Here is an 18020-nt window from a genome sequence, read left to right as displayed (position 1 = left end):
CTCAATGAAAGAACATTGAATGTGTGAATGAGAACGAAGCAGCTTTCCGAATTAAGAAATTTGCTTGGCGACCATAGCGTTGTGGACCCACCTGATTCCATGCCGAACTCAGAAGTGAAACACAACAGCGCCGATGGTAGTGTGGGGTCTCCCCATGTGAGAGTAGGACATCGCCAGGCTTTGAATATTGTCTAACCAGACACGCTGCGGAGCGGTAGTTCAGTTGGTTAGAATACCGGCCTGTCACGCCGGGGGTCGCGGGTTCGAGTCCCGTCCGCTCCGCCACTTATTAAGAGCCTCAGCAGTTATGTTGAGGTTTTCTTCAATGAGAAGCATAAATTATTTAGGGGTGTAGCTCCAACTGGCAGAGCAGCGGATTCCAAATCCGCGTGTTGGGAGTTCGAATCTCTCCACCCCTGCCATCTATCAAGCCTCCGCAGAAATGCTGAGGCTTTTTGCTATCTGTTCACTTCCTCTATAGATAGCAATCCGAAAAATTAACTAATTCCGTTTACCTCATCCCTTCGGCACATTTTTGTGGCCAGCTCTCTGTACTCAAGCTGTATCCAAGAAAGCGATCCCGAGCGTGAAATAGCCTTAATTAGATCATATTGTTACTTCAATTGGCATTAAGAGCGGTTTAGCTTATCCATTTACTCAGTAAGTGACGGATGTAACTTTTTAAAAGCACTAGATTATCAGCATAACTTTCCTTGATTATTTTAGTAATTAGGTTCGATTTATTATGCTTAGCGGTTAAAATAACGACGGTTACTTTTAGGAATTCGTTATGGGACAGCTGTCTATTTTAGGTTTTATTGCATTAGGTGGCGCATTTGGCGCATGTGCACGTTATCTAGTTACCGAGCTATGTGTGTTCTTGTTAGGACGCGGGTTTCCTTATGGAACGCTCACCGTTAACGTTGTCGGCTCATTTATTATGGGATTATTGATCGCTGCTTTTGAGAGTGAATTACTTGCAACTGAGCCATGGCGCCAGATTATTGGTTTGGGTTTCTTGGGTGCATTAACCACATTTTCTACATTCTCTATGGATAATGTATTGCTGATGCAGCAAGGAGCCTTTCTGAAAATGGGTGTTAATGTCTTATTAAACGTGGTGCTAAGTATCTCAGCGGCTTGGATAGGTTTCCAGTTGTTGATGAGAAGTTAACGAAATTACAATTTCATCTTGGTTAATGGATAGTCTTTCCCTATAATCGTGACTCAACTTGTCGGAGTGCCATAAGGCTGAGACCGTATTTTCGGGATCCGTTGAACCTGATCAGGCTAATACCTGCGAAGGGAACAAGAGAATATAACCTGCTGGTGATCTATCTAGCGTTATATCTTTAAGATTAAAATTCCATTTTGATCAACTCTTGTGCATTAATCCGTCAAGCATTTATCCCTAGTACAAAAAGGAAGATGCTATGTCGAGTCGCAAACAAGCGAGACTGGAAGCCAAACAATTCATTGACACATTGTCTGTCGAACCCTACCCAAATTCCTCTAAAACCTATATTACTGGTTCACGTTCGGATATCCGCGTGCCAATGCGTGAGATTAAACTAGCTGACAGCTTGGTCGGGGGCACAAAGTCCTCACCGATTTATCAACCGAATGAATCTATATGCGTTTATGACACTTCAGGTGTCTATACCGACCCATCTCATACTATCGACTTATATCAAGGTTTGCCTAAATTAAGGGAAAAATGGATCGCTGAGCGGGATGATACCGAGTGGCTTGATGAGGTCAGTTCTGCTTACACTAAAGAACGTTTATCTGATGATACATTGGACGAACTACGTTATGGGAACTTGCCAGCCATACGCCGAGCAAAGAAAGGGAAGTGCGTTACTCAACTTCATTATGCGCGGCAAGGTGTTATCACACCCGAAATGGAATACATTGCCATTCGCGAAAATACGCGACGGGGAGAGTGTATGGATGCACAGCTGAGCCAGCAACATGCAGGGATTCATTTGGGGGCTAATCTACCAAAGCGAATAACTCCTGAGTTTGTGCGTCGTGAAGTTGCCGAAGGACGAGCCATTATCCCGTCGAATATTAACCATCCGGAATCAGAGCCGATGATCATTGGTCGTAATTTTCTCGTCAAAGTGAATGCGAATATCGGTAACTCATCCGTCTCTTCATCAATTGAAGAAGAGGTTGAAAAATTGGTATGGGCAACCCGCTGGGGTGGGGATACCGTGATGGATCTCTCTACTGGGCGCAATATTCACGAAACTCGAGAATGGATTTTGCGTAATAGTCCCGTACCGATTGGCACTGTGCCCATGTATCAAGCATTGGAAAAAGTAAATGGTATTGCGGAGGATTTATCATGGGAAGTAATGCGCGATACCTTACTCGAGCAAGCGGAGCAAGGTGTTGATTACTTTACAATTCATGCTGGTTTATTGCTTCGTTATGTGCCAATGACCGCGAAACGTGTTACGGGCATCGTTTCGCGTGGCGGCTCTATTATCGCTAAATGGTGTTTAGCCCATCATACTGAGAGTTTTCTTTACACTCATTTCCGTGAAATTTGTGAAATTTGCGCCAAGTATGACGTCGCCCTTTCCTTAGGGGATGGACTACGGCCAGGATCCATTGCCGATGCTAACGATGAAGCACAATTTGCAGAGCTGCGCACTTTAGGTGAGTTGACCAAAATAGCGTGGGAATATGATGTACAGGTCATTATTGAAGGCCCTGGCCATATCCCCATGCATTTGATTAAAGAGAATATGGATGAACAATTAAAGCATTGCCATGAAGCGCCATTCTATACTTTGGGCCCATTAACTACCGATATTGCTCCGGGATATGATCACATCACTTCCGGTATTGGTGCTGCGATGATTGGCTGGTATGGCTGCGCGATGCTTTGCTATGTAACACCGAAAGAGCACCTTGGTTTACCAAACAAAGAAGATGTTAAAACGGGTTTAATTACTTATAAATTGGCAGCACATGCTGCAGACCTTGCGAAAGGGCACCCGGGAGCACAAGTGCGCGATAATGCGTTATCGAAAGCACGTTTTGAGTTTCGTTGGGAAGACCAATTCAATCTTGCATTAGACCCAGTTACGGCGCGTGCTTTTCACGATGAAACTCTTCCGCAAGAGTCTGGTAAAGTTGCGCATTTTTGCTCTATGTGCGGGCCGAAATTCTGCTCGATGAAAATCTCTCAAGAGGTTCGAGAGTATGCGCTAGATACCAAGCAAGTTGCTGCTGATGCGCTCATTTCCGTTACGCTGCTAGATGACCCGTTACAAGGCATGAGACAGAAATCACAAGAGTTTAAAGCCTCAGGATCAGAGCTTTATCATCCTGCTGTTACTCAACGGTCAGTCGTTAGCGAGGAGTAATTAGATGATTCAATTACTTATCCCCCGTGATGACATTGCGTTGACTGCTCAAGTACAACAGGTTTTGCTATTGGCCAAGCATCATGGTTTTGATATCGATGATATTTTTTTGGGTGCCAGCCCAACTTTATATTGTCAATTAGTAACGCCTTCATACTCATCTTTGATTGGCAGCGATTGCTTAGCCTCGTGCGAAGATGCGCTAAGTGTTTTAACTGATAAGCCCAATTTATTCTTGCAATACCAAGTCAATTTTTGCGCTCAAATGCCATTTGAGCACTCCCAGAAACGAGAAACTGGTTTGGTCAAGATAGGGCTTACAGCTGCTGACTCACACGACTATGTTGATGAGTGGTATCACGGAGAAGAGCTGCGTCGTATAAGATATTCTACGAATGCTCATGTTGCTGATGCAAAGAGTGAGCACTTTGCTTGGGTTCTATCATTGTTGTGTCTCGACTTTCCACTAGAGGATGCTTTAGTGGTTGCTCGCGCGGCAATGAGTGTTTCACGTGAAACATGGCCAACGGATAGCCGATATTTTCCTCAGCTACAACATTCAGTAGCTGGCATCTTTGCTGACGATAAACAAAATCATATCTGTTTTCCAAAGATAGACAAAAATATTGGCCTTTACCCTGTTGTGGATAGCGCTGAGTGGGTCGAGCGGTTATTGAAGTTTGATGTAAAGACAATCCAACTGCGAATAAAAGATTCAACACATCCTGATCTCGAATCACAAATTATCGCCGCTATTGAGCTTGGACAAGCCTATCAAGCACAGGTTTTTATTAATGATCATTGGCAGCTTGCGATAAAGCATGGTGCTTTTGGCATTCATCTTGGACAAGAAGATCTCACCAATGCAGATTTAGCACAAATTGCTCAAGCTGGGATCTGTTTAGGTATTTCAACTCACGGCTATTATGAGATTCTGAACATCGCTTCACTAAATCTCAGCTATATCGCTTTGGGTCACATATTCCCAACCACCACCAAAATTATGTCCTCTAAGCCACAGGGGCTTGTTAGGTTGAAACTTTACCAGCAGCTAATTGAGAGTTTAAGTTGTGCCGCCAACTCAGATGAAGTTGTAAGTGCAAAAATACCCACAGTTGCAATTGGCGGAATTAACCTAGAGAACGCATTGCAAGTTTGGCAGTGCGATGTATCAGGCTTGGCCGTTGTACGTGCAGTGACAGAAGCAAAATCACCTCAGTTGGTCATTGATAGTTTCAATCGAATCATACAAAACCGATTACCAAGTAGTGCTGAGGAGGTATGTGATTATGCTTTCTGATGCGCAATTTATCCGTTATCAAAGGCAACTTGCGCTCCCTGAAATAGGTGAGAATGGACAGCAATCTTTACTTGATAGCCGAGTGCTGGTTATTGGTTGTGGTGGTTTAGGGTCTGCGGCTGTTTTGTATTTGGCGAGTGCTGGTATTGGACAACTGGTAATAGTGGATGATGACCGAGTTGAAAGCAGCAACTTACCTCGGCAGGTGATCTACCGAGAGAGGCAAATTGGTCAAACCAAAGTCGATGCGATGGCAGAGCAAATTAAAGCCATCAACCTTGATTGCAGAGTAAGAGCGATATCTAAACGCCTTATTGGTACTCAGCTCGAACTGGAAGTGCTTAATGCTGATGTCGTTCTTGACTGCACGGATAACATCCACAGTCGTCAGCAAATTAACCAGTTGTGCCGCAAACTAATTAAGCCATTGATTTCAGGTTCGGCTATTGGATGGAAGGGGCAAGTCATTGCTTTTGATCAACTGCCGTTGTCACCTTGTTATCACTGTTTAGTGCCTGATAGCGAACTGCCTGCCGCGCAGCGTTGTAATGAATTCGGTATTCTGGGGCCTGTCGTCGGAATCATCGGAACCCTGCAAGCTTTACAAGCCATCATGATATTGACTCGACAGACGATGCGTAATGCTAACCAACTGACACTGTTTGATGCTCATTTGTTTCAATTCCAAACCTTAAATGTTGTTAAAGATCCTCAGTGCGAGGTGTGTGGGTATCCACAGACTGATCAGATGAAGGGAGAAGCCACATGTCAGATATAACCATCAAGATTAATCAGCAGTTTCATCAAGTTTCAGCGGGAACCAGTATTGCGGATCTCACCAAACTGCTTTCTATCGCTATTACCGGTTGCGTGTTTGCCCTGAATCAGAGCGTAGTGCCGTGTAGTGCGTGGTCAACGACCCTATTAAGTGAAGGCGACCAAATATCGCTGTTTCAAGCCATTGCAGGAGGCTAAATGTTAACGATAGCGAATAAACAGTTTGAATCTCGCCTGTTCACTGGTACGGGGAAATTTGCCAACCGAGAGTTAATGACAAAAGCTATTGCCATATCTGGTTCACAAATGGCGACAATGGCATTAAAGCGAGTCGATCTTAATCAACTAAATGATGATATTTTAGCGCCACTTATCGAGTCAGGCGTCCATCTTTTACCCAACACATCGGGTGCGAAAAATGCGAAGGATGCGATTTTTGCAGCCCATTTAGCGCGTGAAGCGTTATCGACATCTTGGCTGAAGCTAGAAATTCATCCCGATCCTAAGTATCTGATGCCTGACCCTATCGAAACGTTAAAGGCAGCGGAACAATTAGTGAAAGATGGATTTATCGTATTACCTTATTGCCATGCTGACCCCGTGTTGTGTAAGCGTTTAGAGGAGGTGGGGTGCGCGGCCGTAATGCCATTAGGTGCGCCAATTGGATCGAATAAGGGGCTGCTCTCACGAGATTTTTTAGAAATCATCATCAACCAAGCTCGTGTCCCCGTGATTATTGATGCCGGTATTGGCGCGCCATCGCATGCGGCTTTTGCGATGGAATTGGGCGCGGATGCAGTCTTAGTTAACACCGCAATTGCGGCCGCGCGCGATCCGATACAAATGGCGTTGGCATTTAAGTTGGCGGTGGAGTCGGGTCGAATGGCTTATGAGGCTGGGCTTGCAACTCAGGTTCATCATGCTATCGCATCCAGCCCTCTAACTGCATTTTTGGATCAATAGCGATGAGCTTTTTAGAACGTTTCAAACAACTCGATTGGGACGATATTGCGTTATCAATCCGTTCCAAAACAGCGTCAGATGTCGAGCGAGCATTGCATAAAGAGAAGCGCGATTTGGAGGATTTTAAGGCATTAATCTCTCCTGCTGCTGAGCCTTATATCGAGCAGTTAGCGCAACTTTCTTACTCACTGACGAGGCAACGCTTTGGCAATACTCTTTCTTTTTATATCCCGCTTTATCTTTCAAATTTGTGTGCCAATGCGTGCACTTATTGTGGATTTTCGATGGAGAATCGCATCAAGCGGCGTACATTAAGTTTGCATGAAGTTGAACGTGAATTAGCGGTTATCAAGCAGATGCAGTTTGATAATGTGTTGCTGGTAACCGGTGAGCATGAAACCAAAGTAGGCATGAACTATTTCCGGCAGATACTGCCGTTGATAAAGCGTCAAGTCAGCTATGTTGCTATGGAGGTTCAACCGCTTCAGCAAGCGCACTATGCGGAGCTAAAGAGCTTAGGTTTAGATGCGGTAATGGTATATCAAGAGACTTATCATCCATCGACTTACGCTTTACATCATTTGCGAGGCAACAAAATGGATTTTAACTTTCGCCTTGAAACACCGGACCGACTTGCCCGGGCGGGGATTGATAAGATTGGTCTTGGCGCTTTGATTGGCTTGGAAGATTGGCGGGCCGATTGTTTTTACGTGGCCGCTCACCTGGATTATCTTGAAAAGAGATATTGGAAGACGCGCTATTCAATTTCGTTTCCTCGCTTGCGACCTTGTGAAGGTGGGCTGCAACCTAAATCGGTTATGTCTGACAAGCAACTGGTTCAGCTCATCTGTGCATTTCGCTTGCTCAATTCAGAAGTGGAACTCTCGCTTTCTACCCGCGAATCGGCGCACTTTAGGGATAAGCTCATTCCACTGGGGATCACCAGCATATCGGCGGGATCAAAAACACAGCCTGGAGGTTATGCAATGCAAGAGGCCGAGCTTGAGCAATTTGTGATTAGCGATGAACGTACAGCCGCACAAGTTGCCGCCGCTGTTAAAGGGCAAGGCTTTGAAGTTGTGTGGCGAGATTGGCATGCTGCCTATTCTGGATGAGGTCATGGCTTGCACGTTTCACGTGAAACATATGGATGCATTCATTAAAGTATGGTGATTTGGCTAATAAGGTGAATTCGAGTTAAGAGAATCATAAGTTAAAGTAAAGGCGACCCGAGGTCGCCTTTCATCTTTCTAGGTTAAGTTACTACACAGAGACTACCTACAGCGCATTTGTTTTATCATGTTGAAGTTTAATCATGCTCAATAGGCAGTGTCGCTTGGCGCAACCACGCTTTGTTATCACCCTCAACGAGTGGGCTAACTTGATCCCATACTTTTTGATGGTAGTCATTTAACCATGTGAGCTCTGGTCGAGTTAACATATTGATGTTGATCGCGCGCTTATCAATCGGGCAACGCGTGAGAGACTCAAACCCCAACACAGAGAAATCACCTTGTGTTTCAACTTCGACTACCAGTTCTAAGTTTTCTATACGAATGCCAAACGCATCGGCACGGTAATAACCGGGCTCGTTCGACAGTACCATACCCGGAAGCAGTGCGACGTTGTTGAAAACTTTGCTGATGCGTTGTGGCCCTTCATGGACACTCAAAAAGTGGCCGACTCCATGACCAGTGCCATGATCATAATCGAAGCCATTAGCCCATAGGTGCTGACGGGCAAGTACATCAAGCTGATGACCACAGGTACCTTTTGGAAAGCGTGCTCTGGCTAATGCAATATGACCTTTCAGCACTAAAGTGAACTGTTTTTTCATCTCTTCACTGGGGTTACCAATGGCAATGGTACGCGTAATATCAGTCGTACCATCACAATATTGGCCGCCAGAATCGACAAGATAAAGTGAGTCTTGAGCTAATTGTCCTGGTTTTACTTGGTTGATGTGGTTGTAATGGCACATAGCTGCATTACTGCCTGCCGCTGAAATAGTATCAAAACTAAGATCGGCTAGAGTTGGGTCTTCCTCTCTAAATGCTTGTAAGCGGTCAGATAAATAACCTTCGTCGTGCAGTCTTTGGCTGGTCACTTCATTATCCAACCAAGCAAGAAATTTCGTCATCGCCACACCATCACGCACGTGGCACGCTTTCATTCCAGAGACTTCGGTTGCATTTTTTGCAGCTTTTAGCAGTAAGCACGGATCAGCGTCATTAATGATTTCAGCAGCGGAATTTTGTAAAGTCAGCGTAAACCATGCATTACTGGTAGCAGGATCGATCATCACCTTTTTACCTGCGAGTAAGTTAAGCTGCTTTTCTAATTGATCTGGATGGTGAACGCGAACGCCGCCACCGACATGCTTGTCAAATTCCGCAGGAAGACGAGCAGGGTCAAGGAAGAAATCGACGTTGGAGTCAGCATAAATAATGGCATGGGAAAGTAATACTGGTAATCGGGAAACATCAAGGCCACGGATATTTAGCAGCCAGCAGATGGAATCAAGTTCTGTCAGTACCGCCGCATCAATCTTTTTCTTACTCAGCTGATGAGCTATTTGCTCACGCTTATAATGGCTACTGATACCGACGAGTTCATTACCCATCAAGCGCACTGCTGAAATTGCAGCGCTAGGACGGTCCTTCCATAATTCATCGATTGGGTTACTGCCGACGGCAATAAGCTGTAACTCATCAGACAATTTTGCCTGTGCTGCTTTAAGCCAGCTTGCTCGATGCATGCGCGGATCAAATCCCACTTTACTACCTGAGACCAATGCGCTTTGGAGCCAATCGAGAACGGGCTCTTCAATCAAGTGACGGTACTCAAAGGTTGCCTCTGGCACTTGTTTACGAACTTGCACGGTATAGCGGCCATCCACAAAAATAGCCGCGCTATCGTGGGTGACCACAGCCGCGCCTGCCGAGCCAGTAAAACCAGTTAACCAATGCAGGCGTTCGTTGTGTTGCGGTACATATTCCCCGAGATATTCATCTTCGTGTGGAATGATGATGGCATCAAGCCCTTGTTGTGTGAGCCAGCCACGTAAGGCTGATACGCGTTGTGCGATTGAATCATGCATCTGTGTTATATCCTTTCTCATAACCGTCCGTTGTAGGTGTAGGGAACTGTGCAAATCCATAGCAAACCCTGACTTTATTATTGTGTCTATGGGGTTGTGGCGATGGGGACGAGCTTCAATAAGCTACTCTTTTTATCGAACTGGCGCAAACCGCAGCTTCATCTGAGATGCAGTGTTTTGGTTTGGATCATCTGCCTTAACCAGCTCAATGCGGGGTCACTTTCTCTGTCTCTGTGCCAAAATAACGTATAAGCCATAGGTGGAAATTCCATCGGTAATGGCAAAACGACGAGATCCATCTGCTTGGCTACTAGGTGGGTGAAGTGGCTCGGCGCGGTAAAGATAAAATCAGTATAAGTACAAAGGCTGGCGGCACTATTAAAATCCGGTACTGTAATTGCGATGTCCCTTTCTCGGCCGATATCCGCCAAGCGATAGTCGAGTAGCCAGCGATCATTACCATCACAGCGTACTTGTACGTGACGTAGCGACAAATAGCGCTCTAACGTCCAATTATCTCGCAATGCTGGGTGGTCTTTACGTACCACGCACATTTGGCTATCTCGATAGATCTCTTGCTCACAGATATCACTGGGTGGCAGCATCGTTAATTTGGCATCGTTGATATCAATGTCCTTGCCGGTAATGCCTAAATCCAACTCACCAAGCTGCAATTTCTTAAAGGTTTGATCGTTCCATGAGTGAGTGTTGATGTTGAGATTTGGACCTTGGCTGAAAATAGCGGGCAAAAAATGAGGGAGAATTAATGGGTAGACGCTTTCTACTGCCGCAATATGAAAACGGTATTCACTGCTTTGTGGTGAAAATTGTTGTGGTTGAGTGAGTAGCTCGAGCTGATTGATGAGAGTGTCGAGTTTGGGTTTGAGATAGAGCGCCTGCGGCGTTGCCTTTAAGCCATGTGAATTACGAATAAACAACGGGTCATTAAACTGCTGACGAAGCTTGGCAAGCGATTTACTGACGGCAGATTGACTCAAACAGAGGCGATGGGCGGCGCGCGTTACGTTCAGTTCTTCTAGCAGTACGGACAGACAAACAAGCAAATTAAGATCGATTCTGGCTAATTTTTCTATATTCATCTGTATTTCCATTTGGGAATAATTGTGATGAGTATAAGCCATTTCTATTCATATCATCATTGCTCTATTATAGCCGAGTTGTAAAAGTGTGTTCTTTCTCATTACTGGAGTGTTTCGTGAAGCAAATAACCTCTGACGCGCATAGTAAGCGTCAATTGGCATTACTGATTTTGTTGGTTCTGTTTAGCCCGTTAGCGATTGATATTTATCTACCAGCTTTACCGCAAATTTCTCAAACGTTTCACGTGGAACACGCTTATGCACAAGATACGATTACTTGGTTTCTGTTTGCTATGGGAGTCGGTCAACTCTTTGCTGGCCCGCTAGCGGACAAACTCGGTCGTCGAACTGTTGCATTAGGAGGGATCAGTATTTATGCATTGAGTGCTTGCTTGGCGTGGGCCGCTCAAAGTATTGAATGGATGCTGATGGCTCGGCTACTACAAGGCTTCGGTGCGTGCGCGACATCGGTAGCGGCTTTTGCAACAGTTCGCGATATTTTTGGCCCACAACGTAGCGGCAAAATGATCAGCTACTTAAATGGTGCAATCTGTTTTATTCCTGCATTAGCGCCAATCCTTGGTAGTTGGTTAACTCAGCAATTTGGCTGGCGCAGTAACTTCAGCTTTATGGCTGGTTTTGCCGTGGTCGCGGGTTTAATGATGGTGATTGGTATGAAAGAAACCAACCCGCAAGCCACCGAACAGCAAGCGTTCTTTAAGTTATCGCGTTACTGGTCCGTATTGAAAACACCATCTTTTCTCTTCCATGCTTCATTATGTATGTTAGCGATGGCGGTTATTTTAGCCTATGTAACTTCTGCCCCAGTGGTATTGATGGAAGGTTATGGATTAACCATGAATGAATTTACTTTCTGGTTTGGACTCAATGCCATCATTAATATCGTTGCCTGCCTAAGTGCGCCGAAATTTATGGATAGGTTTGGTACCCATATGGCGCTGGTGGTTGGAATTGGCACGTTATTGGTTGCGGGGACTACCATGGTCGCGCTGGCACAACAGAAAACGGCGATTGCCTTTATGCTGCCCATTTTTATGTCATCAATCGGTTTTGCTTGGATTCTGGGAGCGGCCGCAGGAAAAGCACTGGCGCCATTTGGTGACCGTGCGGGAACCGCCGCAGCACTGCTTGGTTTGTTTCAGATGAGTGGTGCAGGCCTGTTAGTTGGCACCATGCAGCGTGTTGGGTTAGAACCTCAGATATTAATTGCACTGCAAATGTGGCTGATTGCGCCAGCGTTGTTTATCCTGTTTTCTAAAGCAGGGCGTTATTGGCATCAATTAGTGGTGAATTAATAAATTGTCACCTGCTGTTTTATATTCTTTTTAACGGGTGTATATTTAGTCACTTAATTATTTCAATTGCACTTTGGAAACGAAACAACAATGTCAATGACAACCTATGAAATGGCTCGAATTTGGGAACAACTCGACGAGTCTCCAGAAAAGGTCATGTTCGGAAAATTGCTGAATGAATTAGGCAACCAAAGTAGTGAGCGTATTCGCAGTGCCGCCAAACAAGTACCATTACCAGTTCTGCGTGATTTAGTCTTTCAGTTTCAACAAGTGATTGAAGCGCGTAAAGGCGAGCAAGTCGAAATCATGGCGAAGGAATTGGCAAAGCAGGGTATTTCGGCTGAAGAGCTTTTAACTTATCTGAACAAATAATTTATTATCAGTACCGATGCCATAGCCCGGAATTTAGTTTCGGGCTTTTTATTGCGTGGTGTTTGCAGCTTTGGTGATTAAGGATTCACATTTCGGTTAATCGGGTTCTGCAAGGAAATAAGCGTCTCTGTGGATTGCACTTCATCAATTGCCTGTAATTTGTCGATCAGCACAAATTGTAATTCCTCAATCGAGCGGCACATTAACTTCACAAAAATATTATAGGCTCCTGTGGTGTAATAGGCTTCCACCACTTCATCCAGCGCATTGAGTTTGGCGAGCGCCGAATGGTAGTCTCGCGCGGCATTGAGATTGATACCGATAAAACAACACACGTCATAACCCAATTTTTTGGTATTGACGATCACTTCCGTACCCTGAATGATATCGGCCGATTTCATCTTTTCAATGCGAACATGGATAGTGGCAGGACTAACGTTGAACTGCTTGGCCATTTCTGCGTAGGGCGTACGTGCATCGTCCATTAAAATTTTTAAAATGGCGCGGTCGAGTTCGTCCAGTTTAGCGGTAGTGGCTTGCATCACAGCATCCTTATCATTGAAATGGTTCGCTCAGTTTATCACTGGTCGTTGTTTCTCGTAAGCCGCCATTTAAGAAAAGCGATAAGCTTTAGTCACGTCGGTGAAAATTGGGTAAACTCAAGCCTCCTCATTATTTCCTTTGTTTCGGAGTTAACTTGCAGCTACAACTGATTTGCGAAGTTCCTGCTCAGCAAGCACATTTGGATACATTAGCCGCGCGTTGGGGATTAAAACCATGCGCTGAGAGCCCATTTGCCTTGGTATTAACTCAGTATCGTCTTGAGTTGCGTAAACTGGATGAGCCTAAACTCGGCGCTATTTATGTCGATTTAGTCACGGGAGCGGTTGCTCACCGACGTAAATTTGGTGGCGGTAAAGGTCAGTCGATAGCCAAAGCTGCTGGACTAAACAAAGGAGCGACACCGACCGTGTTAGATGCAACGGCCGGGTTAGGTCGTGATGCTTTTGTATTGGCCTCGCTTGGTTGTAAAGTGCAAATGGTTGAGCGACATCCCGTTGTGGCCGCGCTGCTCGATGATGGTTTAGAGCGTGCCAAGCAAGATGCGGAGATTGGTGGCTGGGTAAGCGAGCGAATGTCGTTACTTCACGCTTCGAGTCATGATGCGCTCGAAAAACTTGCGCAAGATGAAGATTTTGTAAAGCCAGATGTGGTGTATCTTGACCCCATGTACCCGCACCCGGAAAGTAAAAAACAAACGGCTTTGGTAAAAAAGGAGATGCGCGTCTTTCAATCGCTGGTGGGCGCTGACTTGGATGCTGATGCATTATTAAACCCAGCCTTGAGTTTGGCGACCAAACGCGTGGTGGTGAAGCGTCCTGACTATGCCGATTGGTTAGACAAACAAAAGCCGAGTATGGCGATTGAAACCAAGAAAAATCGTTTTGATGTGTATGTGAAAGCGGCGATGATCTAACGCATTCAATACGTTAGCTTTGGCGAGAAAATCTCGTGGCCCATAGATGTAATTTAGTGCTTGCTTAATCGTGTTTGGAATTGTATATCTAACTAATAATTATTCCTATTCGTGATCGAGGCGTACATGAATAAGCGTTTATGCAAATTGAACCGACACGATATTACTAGCCAGCTTGGGGATATCCATCAGATTGTGGCTGCGCCAAAATTTCTTTGTCGCTCATGTGCTCGCTCATCATCGGATAAAAACACGCTGTGTAAGCCTGCTGTTATCCCGAGTGCATCGACAAAGCTTGTTTCGGAAGGGAAGAAACAACGGCGTTCTGGTACGTCAAATGGCATGACGGACAAAGGTAAAAAGGCCGCCAAGCGTTCGGAAAAACAGAGCAAGAAAGCGTTAAAAAAACAGAAAAAAGTACTGAATAAGTTAGAAAAAGTGCTGAAACAGCAGCAAAAACTGTTAAAGAAACACCCGACATTACAAGTAAAGTTTGCCGATGTGAATCAACGAATTTCTGCGGTTAGTGAACGTTCACTACAACGGCAGATTCACTAAAAACAGATAGTTTACTAAAAATAGATGGTTTACTGAAAACAGATGGTGAGTTAAACCGAGCCACGTTAAGCCTATTTTTCAACAACAAAGCCCGCGATGATTGCGGGCTTTGTTGTTTTTAACGCTCAACCTGATTCAGTGAGTACGGCTGGCAGCGACTTTGCGCTTTACCCAAGTTTCATTGACCCACAGTGAGAACAAAATGATCACGCCGCCAATTGCAAGGCGGATTAAATCTACGTCGCGATTCCAAATCAGAATGTTCACCACTAATCCGGCGGGAACCAGCGCATTATTCATAATCGCTAATGCGCCTGCATTGACTAAACAGGCTCCTTTGTTCCACACGAAGTAACCAAGCCCAGAAGCAATTACCCCTAAGTAGATCAAAATACCCCATTGCAAAGAGGTAGTGGGCAGTTTTTCACTATTGCCAAACAGTAAAAATGCCACGCTTGCCACCACCAATGCACCTAAGTAGAAATAACCGAATACGCTGTGTTGCGCTAAAGTGATGGTCTCTTTTTCCATGACGTATTTATAAGCCACTTGGCCGATAGCAAAACAGAGGTTAGCCCCTTGCACCACCAAAAAACCCAGCAAAAAGTGCTCGTTTATTGCTGCAAATTTAATAAAAACGGCACCGATTACGGCAATGGCCGCCGTCACTAAGTACCACGGAGAAAAGCGGCCTTTCAGTAGATCGTAGATCAGCGTGACGTAGATAGGTGTAAACACCGTAAACAGCAAAACTTCAGGAACCGATAGCAGTAAAAATGATTGATAGTAGAAACAGTACATCAGGCCCAGTTGAATTCCACCAATGGTCATCAACTTAGCGATCAACGGAGCGGGAACGGTTTTAAACCTGATCAAAGGCAGAAATACTAAGCTCGCTAATGCAACGCGCATCCAAACCGCGAACCAAGAATCAACTTGACCGGCGAGATAAACGCCGATCAAGCTAAATGAAAATGCCCAAAGTAGGGTGACTGCAGAGAGATAGGCCATAACAAACAACACTGAACAGTAAATAACCCGCAGTCTAACCGAGTTTTGGCTTGTCGTCAGTCGTGAAGTGGTATTACAAGCATGTCGACTGGCGAACAGTTAATCAGTTGCCGAGTGGATGAGAGTAACTTGCTCCAAAAATCTTGATGATGACCGCAGACCACCAAATCAACACTGAATTCAGCGATGGTTTCGCAGAGCTCATTACTGAGGTCGCCGCTGCCTACTAGTGTATGGCGGATAGGGTATTGCGCGTGTTCCGCTAAGGCTTGCAGCTGCTTTTGTGACGCTTCCATCGCGTGATGTTGAGTTTCTGCTAAATTGATATCAATGAGTCCGGTATACAGCTCGGCATAGTTGACATCAATGTGAATGAAAGAAACGTCAGCATCGAGTGGTTTTGCCAGTGCAACAGCTTTGTCGACTAAGAGTTTACTGTCTTCTGAAAGATCAATGGCAACCAAAATATGTTGATAACTCATTGTATTATCTCCTGATGGGGTACTAATTAAAGATTAGCACTGAGGCCGAGAGTTTTTTGTCGTCGTGATCTCATATCCGCATACCTGGCTCAAAGTGTTATGGTGAGGTTCATGGTATAGTCAATTCAAATCGTTACATAAACTAGGAGTCGACATGTTGTCACAAGCTATGGTTGAAAAACTGAATGAACAAATTAATCTGGAATTTTTTTCATCCAATCTATACTTACAAATGAGTGCTTGGTGTGAAGATAAAGGATTTGAAGGTGCTGCCGAGTTTTTACGCGCTCATGCCGTAGAAGAAATGCAGCACATGCAGCGTTTATTCACCTACGTGAGTGAAACGGGTGCACTGCCTATCCTTGGTGCGATCGCAGCGCCAAAACATAAGTTTACGAGCCTTGGTGAAGTGTTTCGCGAAACTTATCAACATGAGCAGATGATTACTCAGCAGATTAATAAACTCGCTCATGCGGCGTTCACATCTCAAGACTACTCAACGTTTAACTTCCTTCAGTGGTACGTTGCGGAGCAACATGAAGAAGAGAAGTTGTTTAAAGGGATTTTAGATAAGCTAGAGCTTGTGGGTGATGATGGTAAGGCGCTGTTCTTCATCGACAAAGACCTAGCCGCAATGGCAAAAGCCGGCTCATCTTCTGTAATGGATACCCAAGCTGTGTAATCGCAGCAGAAAGAGTATGAAGCGATCGTCTTTTTCTTTGGGTTCTATGCAAAGGTGTAGGGAGGAAAAGATGATCACTGGGGATACAATTTTATTTGCGCTAATGCTGGTCACTGGGGTTAACCTAGTCAGGTATCTTACGGCGCTACGCTCACTTATTTACATCATGCGTGAAGCTCATCCATTGCTTTATCAACAAGTGGATGGCGGTGGCTTTTTTACCACTCACGGTAATGTCACCAAGCAGGTTCGTCTTTTCCATTATTTGAAAGGTAAAGAGTATCACCATCACCACGATCCCCTATTTACGGGCAAGTGTGATCGCGTTAGAGCGCTGTTTATCTTGTCGATGTCATTGCTGGCGGTGACAACCTTCGCGGCTTGTATCGTATAATTGAGCCAGTCATTGTATTGATTAAAGGAGCTATCGTGCTCCTTTTTTATCGTCTGTATAAAGTCATCGACTTATTTCTTCACTATTATGCATCTTCATTGTGCGGCGACTATTATTAGCAAGAGCAATCGAAAGGAGAAAAATAATGGATGAAAAAGCACTGCTCGCACGTTTGAATGAGTTACCTCGTATTCAACAAGTATTACAAGAACTACTCGAAATGGTTAATAAGGAAGAGGTCGATTTTGGTGCGCTCACAAAAAAAATTGCCATGGAACAAGTGTTGAGTGCGCGGCTGCTTCGCCTTGCAAATTCGGCACATTTTGGCGGAAGCCGCACAGTGGCCTCTATCAATGATGCGGTGATTCGTGTCGGAAGTGGCTCGGTGAGAACTATGGTGGTGGCATCGGTATTATCCAGTGCTTTTCCTAAAATTGACACCTTGGATCTGCAGCAATATTGGTCCGATACCTTTGAAATTGCCATTATCGCCAGCAAACTGGGGGCCGCTTGTAAACTCGATGCTAATAGCGTCTTTACTACCGGAATATTGCACAACATTGGCCAATTGATGATCCACACATTAGCGCCGCAAGAAGCGTTGAAAATTCGCCTTTGTGTTGATGCTGGTGAAGTTGAACTAGAAGCACAACAGCAAATCATCCATACCGATGCGAATGTACTGGGGGCGAAGCTAGCCAAAGCTTGGAAGTTTCCTGATGAGATGGTCGATGCGATCGCCTACTCTGCGCAGCCAGAAAAAGCGCAGCTTTCACCAAAACTTGCCCGTGTATTGCATTTTGCCCGTGATATCCACCATCAATGGGACATCCTGACCGAAAAAGAAAAACGCTTATTTCTGGCTGAGCACCCAGATGCTCGTGTACTGGCAATATCTGCCACATTTGCTGAAACAATTGACGCCGTTCGCGGAAAAGGGCGCGAGCTTGCCGAGCAGCTCGTCTAATACCGTCGCTGGTGGATTAACCTTGTCTTCACTCAATTAGTCGTTAAAATGTCCCCCATTGATAAGGATGTACGCTACTAGCGCTGCATCCTTTTTGTTTGTCATTAGGTGCGTATGCGTCTAGTTAAATGAAGGTGA

At 45.0% G+C, this 18020-nt stretch carries 19 protein-coding genes, 2 tRNA genes, 1 rRNA gene and 1 riboswitch; of the genes, 17 read left to right on the top strand and 5 right to left on the bottom strand.

From position 1 onward, the window contains the following. Window positions 1-63 precede the first annotated feature (63 nt). The 10 genes from rrf to thiH all read left to right on the top strand — a co-directional run bounded on the left by rrf (window position 64) and on the right by thiH (window position 7538). Window positions 64-179: ribosomal RNA gene (gene rrf, locus NB504_RS04280) — 5S ribosomal RNA — on the top strand. Between the two features lie 29 nt (window positions 180-208). Then, window positions 209-285: transfer RNA gene (locus NB504_RS04275), tRNA-Asp, on the top strand. Between the two features lie 60 nt (window positions 286-345). Continuing rightward, window positions 346-422 (top strand) — tRNA-Trp (locus tag NB504_RS04270). A 368-nt stretch (window positions 423-790) separates the two neighbouring features. Beyond that, the gene (gene crcB, locus NB504_RS04265; RefSeq protein ID WP_013855606.1) at window positions 791-1174 is read left to right on the top strand and encodes a fluoride efflux transporter CrcB; all 384 of its coding nucleotides are present in this window, start codon (window positions 791-793) and stop codon (window positions 1172-1174) included. A 52-nt stretch (window positions 1175-1226) separates the two neighbouring features. Continuing rightward, window positions 1227-1325, top strand: a riboswitch (TPP riboswitch). A 108-nt stretch (window positions 1326-1433) separates the two neighbouring features. Continuing rightward, window positions 1434-3383, top strand: coding sequence for a phosphomethylpyrimidine synthase ThiC (thiC, locus tag NB504_RS04260; protein WP_258428365.1), 1950 nt, complete (start codon window positions 1434-1436; stop codon window positions 3381-3383). Between the two features lie 4 nt (window positions 3384-3387). Then, window positions 3388-4683, top strand: coding sequence for a thiamine phosphate synthase (gene thiE, locus NB504_RS04255; protein WP_258428364.1), 1296 nt, complete (start codon window positions 3388-3390; stop codon window positions 4681-4683). Beyond that, window positions 4673-5461, top strand: a complete 789-nt coding sequence (locus tag NB504_RS04250) for a HesA/MoeB/ThiF family protein (RefSeq protein ID WP_017050822.1) — start codon at window positions 4673-4675, stop codon at window positions 5459-5461. The genes thiE and NB504_RS04250 overlap by 11 nt, the downstream gene beginning before the upstream one ends. Then, entirely contained in the window at window positions 5449-5658 is a 210-nt protein-coding gene (gene thiS, locus NB504_RS04245; RefSeq protein ID WP_258428363.1) for a sulfur carrier protein ThiS, read from the top strand. Before NB504_RS04250 ends, thiS begins: the two co-directional genes overlap by 13 nt. Then, the gene (locus NB504_RS04240; protein ID WP_258428362.1) at window positions 5659-6423 is read left to right on the top strand and encodes a thiazole synthase; all 765 of its coding nucleotides are present in this window, start codon (window positions 5659-5661) and stop codon (window positions 6421-6423) included. Between the two features lie 2 nt (window positions 6424-6425). Then, window positions 6426-7538 (top strand): 2-iminoacetate synthase ThiH, encoded by a 1113-nt coding sequence (gene thiH / locus NB504_RS04235; RefSeq protein ID WP_258428361.1) that lies wholly within the window; start codon window positions 6426-6428, stop codon window positions 7536-7538. Window positions 7539-7732: 194 nt separating this feature from the next. Here the strand turns inward: thiH and NB504_RS04230 are convergent, their stop codons facing one another. Both NB504_RS04230 and NB504_RS04225 read right to left on the bottom strand, forming a co-directional pair. Then, entirely contained in the window at window positions 7733-9523 is a 1791-nt protein-coding gene (locus NB504_RS04230) for an aminopeptidase P family protein (protein WP_258428360.1), read from the bottom strand. Window positions 9524-9681: 158 nt separating this feature from the next. Beyond that, window positions 9682-10623 (bottom strand): LysR family transcriptional regulator, encoded by a 942-nt coding sequence (locus NB504_RS04225; RefSeq protein ID WP_026027502.1) that lies wholly within the window; start codon window positions 10621-10623, stop codon window positions 9682-9684. A 116-nt stretch (window positions 10624-10739) separates the two neighbouring features. Here NB504_RS04225 and NB504_RS04220 point away from each other — a divergent pair, with 116 nt between their 5' ends. Continuing rightward, window positions 10740-11939 (top strand): multidrug effflux MFS transporter, encoded by a 1200-nt coding sequence (locus tag NB504_RS04220; RefSeq protein WP_010319414.1) that lies wholly within the window; start codon window positions 10740-10742, stop codon window positions 11937-11939. Between the two features lie 90 nt (window positions 11940-12029). Next, a complete protein-coding gene (locus tag NB504_RS04215) occupies window positions 12030-12311 on the top strand; it encodes a hypothetical protein (protein WP_017044523.1) in 282 nt (93 codons plus the stop codon). Between the two features lie 77 nt (window positions 12312-12388). Here NB504_RS04215 and asnC read toward each other — a convergent pair whose 3' ends face one another. Beyond that, complete coding sequence (gene asnC / locus NB504_RS04210; protein ID WP_010319577.1) at window positions 12389-12853, bottom strand: transcriptional regulator AsnC; 465 nt, start codon at window positions 12851-12853, stop codon at window positions 12389-12391. A 155-nt stretch (window positions 12854-13008) separates the two neighbouring features. Here asnC and NB504_RS04205 point away from each other — a divergent pair, with 155 nt between their 5' ends. Further along, window positions 13009-13788: a class I SAM-dependent methyltransferase gene (locus NB504_RS04205; protein WP_010319578.1), complete on the top strand. Its 780-nt coding sequence runs from the start codon at window positions 13009-13011 to the stop codon at window positions 13786-13788. Between the two features lie 111 nt (window positions 13789-13899). Then, window positions 13900-14346, top strand: coding sequence for a hypothetical protein (locus NB504_RS04200; protein WP_258428359.1), 447 nt, complete (start codon window positions 13900-13902; stop codon window positions 14344-14346). Between the two features lie 135 nt (window positions 14347-14481). On the opposite strand, the gene NB504_RS04195 is transcribed toward NB504_RS04200, so the two are convergent. After that, window positions 14482-15357, bottom strand: coding sequence for a carboxylate/amino acid/amine transporter (locus NB504_RS04195; RefSeq protein WP_088721460.1), 876 nt, complete (start codon window positions 15355-15357; stop codon window positions 14482-14484). A gap of 56 nt (window positions 15358-15413) precedes the next feature. Beyond that, the gene (locus NB504_RS04190; RefSeq protein WP_010319581.1) at window positions 15414-15839 is read right to left on the bottom strand and encodes a universal stress protein; all 426 of its coding nucleotides are present in this window, start codon (window positions 15837-15839) and stop codon (window positions 15414-15416) included. Window positions 15840-15993: 154 nt separating this feature from the next. Here NB504_RS04190 and ftnA point away from each other — a divergent pair, with 154 nt between their 5' ends. The 3 genes from ftnA (at window position 15994) to NB504_RS04175 (ending at window position 17882) form a co-directional block, all read left to right on the top strand. Beyond that, the gene (ftnA, locus tag NB504_RS04185) at window positions 15994-16521 is read left to right on the top strand and encodes a non-heme ferritin (RefSeq protein WP_013855622.1); all 528 of its coding nucleotides are present in this window, start codon (window positions 15994-15996) and stop codon (window positions 16519-16521) included. Window positions 16522-16591: 70 nt separating this feature from the next. After that, window positions 16592-16915 (top strand): universal stress protein UspB, encoded by a 324-nt coding sequence (gene uspB / locus NB504_RS04180; protein WP_010319583.1) that lies wholly within the window; start codon window positions 16592-16594, stop codon window positions 16913-16915. A gap of 145 nt (window positions 16916-17060) precedes the next feature. Next, window positions 17061-17882, top strand: a complete 822-nt coding sequence (locus NB504_RS04175; RefSeq protein ID WP_019282127.1) for an HDOD domain-containing protein — start codon at window positions 17061-17063, stop codon at window positions 17880-17882. Window positions 17883-18020 lie beyond the last annotated feature (138 nt).

Source organism: Vibrio sp. RM-69-4, from assembly GCF_024743775.1.
Taxonomy (GTDB): Bacteria; Pseudomonadota; Gammaproteobacteria; order Enterobacterales; family Vibrionaceae; genus Vibrio; species Vibrio anguillarum.
Note: the sequence above shows the minus strand (reverse complement) of the source record. Positions and strands in the feature narration are given on the sequence as shown.

Coding starts and splice junctions, on each gene's coding strand:
- crcB (WP_013855606.1), top strand. CDS start 791: ATGGGACAGCTGTCTATTTTAGGTTTTATTGCATTAGGTGGCGCATTT.
- thiC (WP_258428365.1), top strand. CDS start 1,434: ATGTCGAGTCGCAAACAAGCGAGACTGGAAGCCAAACAATTCATTGAC.
- thiE (WP_258428364.1), top strand. CDS start 3,388: ATGATTCAATTACTTATCCCCCGTGATGACATTGCGTTGACTGCTCAA.
- NB504_RS04250 (WP_017050822.1), top strand. CDS start 4,673: ATGCTTTCTGATGCGCAATTTATCCGTTATCAAAGGCAACTTGCGCTC.
- thiS (WP_258428363.1), top strand. CDS start 5,449: ATGTCAGATATAACCATCAAGATTAATCAGCAGTTTCATCAAGTTTCA.
- NB504_RS04240 (WP_258428362.1), top strand. CDS start 5,659: ATGTTAACGATAGCGAATAAACAGTTTGAATCTCGCCTGTTCACTGGT.
- thiH (WP_258428361.1), top strand. CDS start 6,426: ATGAGCTTTTTAGAACGTTTCAAACAACTCGATTGGGACGATATTGCG.
- NB504_RS04230 (WP_258428360.1), bottom strand. CDS start 9,523: ATGCATGATTCAATCGCACAACGCGTATCAGCCTTACGTGGCTGGCTC.
- NB504_RS04225 (WP_026027502.1), bottom strand. CDS start 10,623: ATGAATATAGAAAAATTAGCCAGAATCGATCTTAATTTGCTTGTTTGT.
- NB504_RS04215 (WP_017044523.1), top strand. CDS start 12,030: ATGTCAATGACAACCTATGAAATGGCTCGAATTTGGGAACAACTCGAC.
- asnC (WP_010319577.1), bottom strand. CDS start 12,853: ATGCAAGCCACTACCGCTAAACTGGACGAACTCGACCGCGCCATTTTA.
- NB504_RS04195 (WP_088721460.1), bottom strand. CDS start 15,357: ATGGCCTATCTCTCTGCAGTCACCCTACTTTGGGCATTTTCATTTAGC.
- NB504_RS04190 (WP_010319581.1), bottom strand. CDS start 15,839: ATGAGTTATCAACATATTTTGGTTGCCATTGATCTTTCAGAAGACAGT.
- ftnA (WP_013855622.1), top strand. CDS start 15,994: ATGTTGTCACAAGCTATGGTTGAAAAACTGAATGAACAAATTAATCTG.
- uspB (WP_010319583.1), top strand. CDS start 16,592: ATGATCACTGGGGATACAATTTTATTTGCGCTAATGCTGGTCACTGGG.
- NB504_RS04175 (WP_019282127.1), top strand. CDS start 17,061: ATGGATGAAAAAGCACTGCTCGCACGTTTGAATGAGTTACCTCGTATT.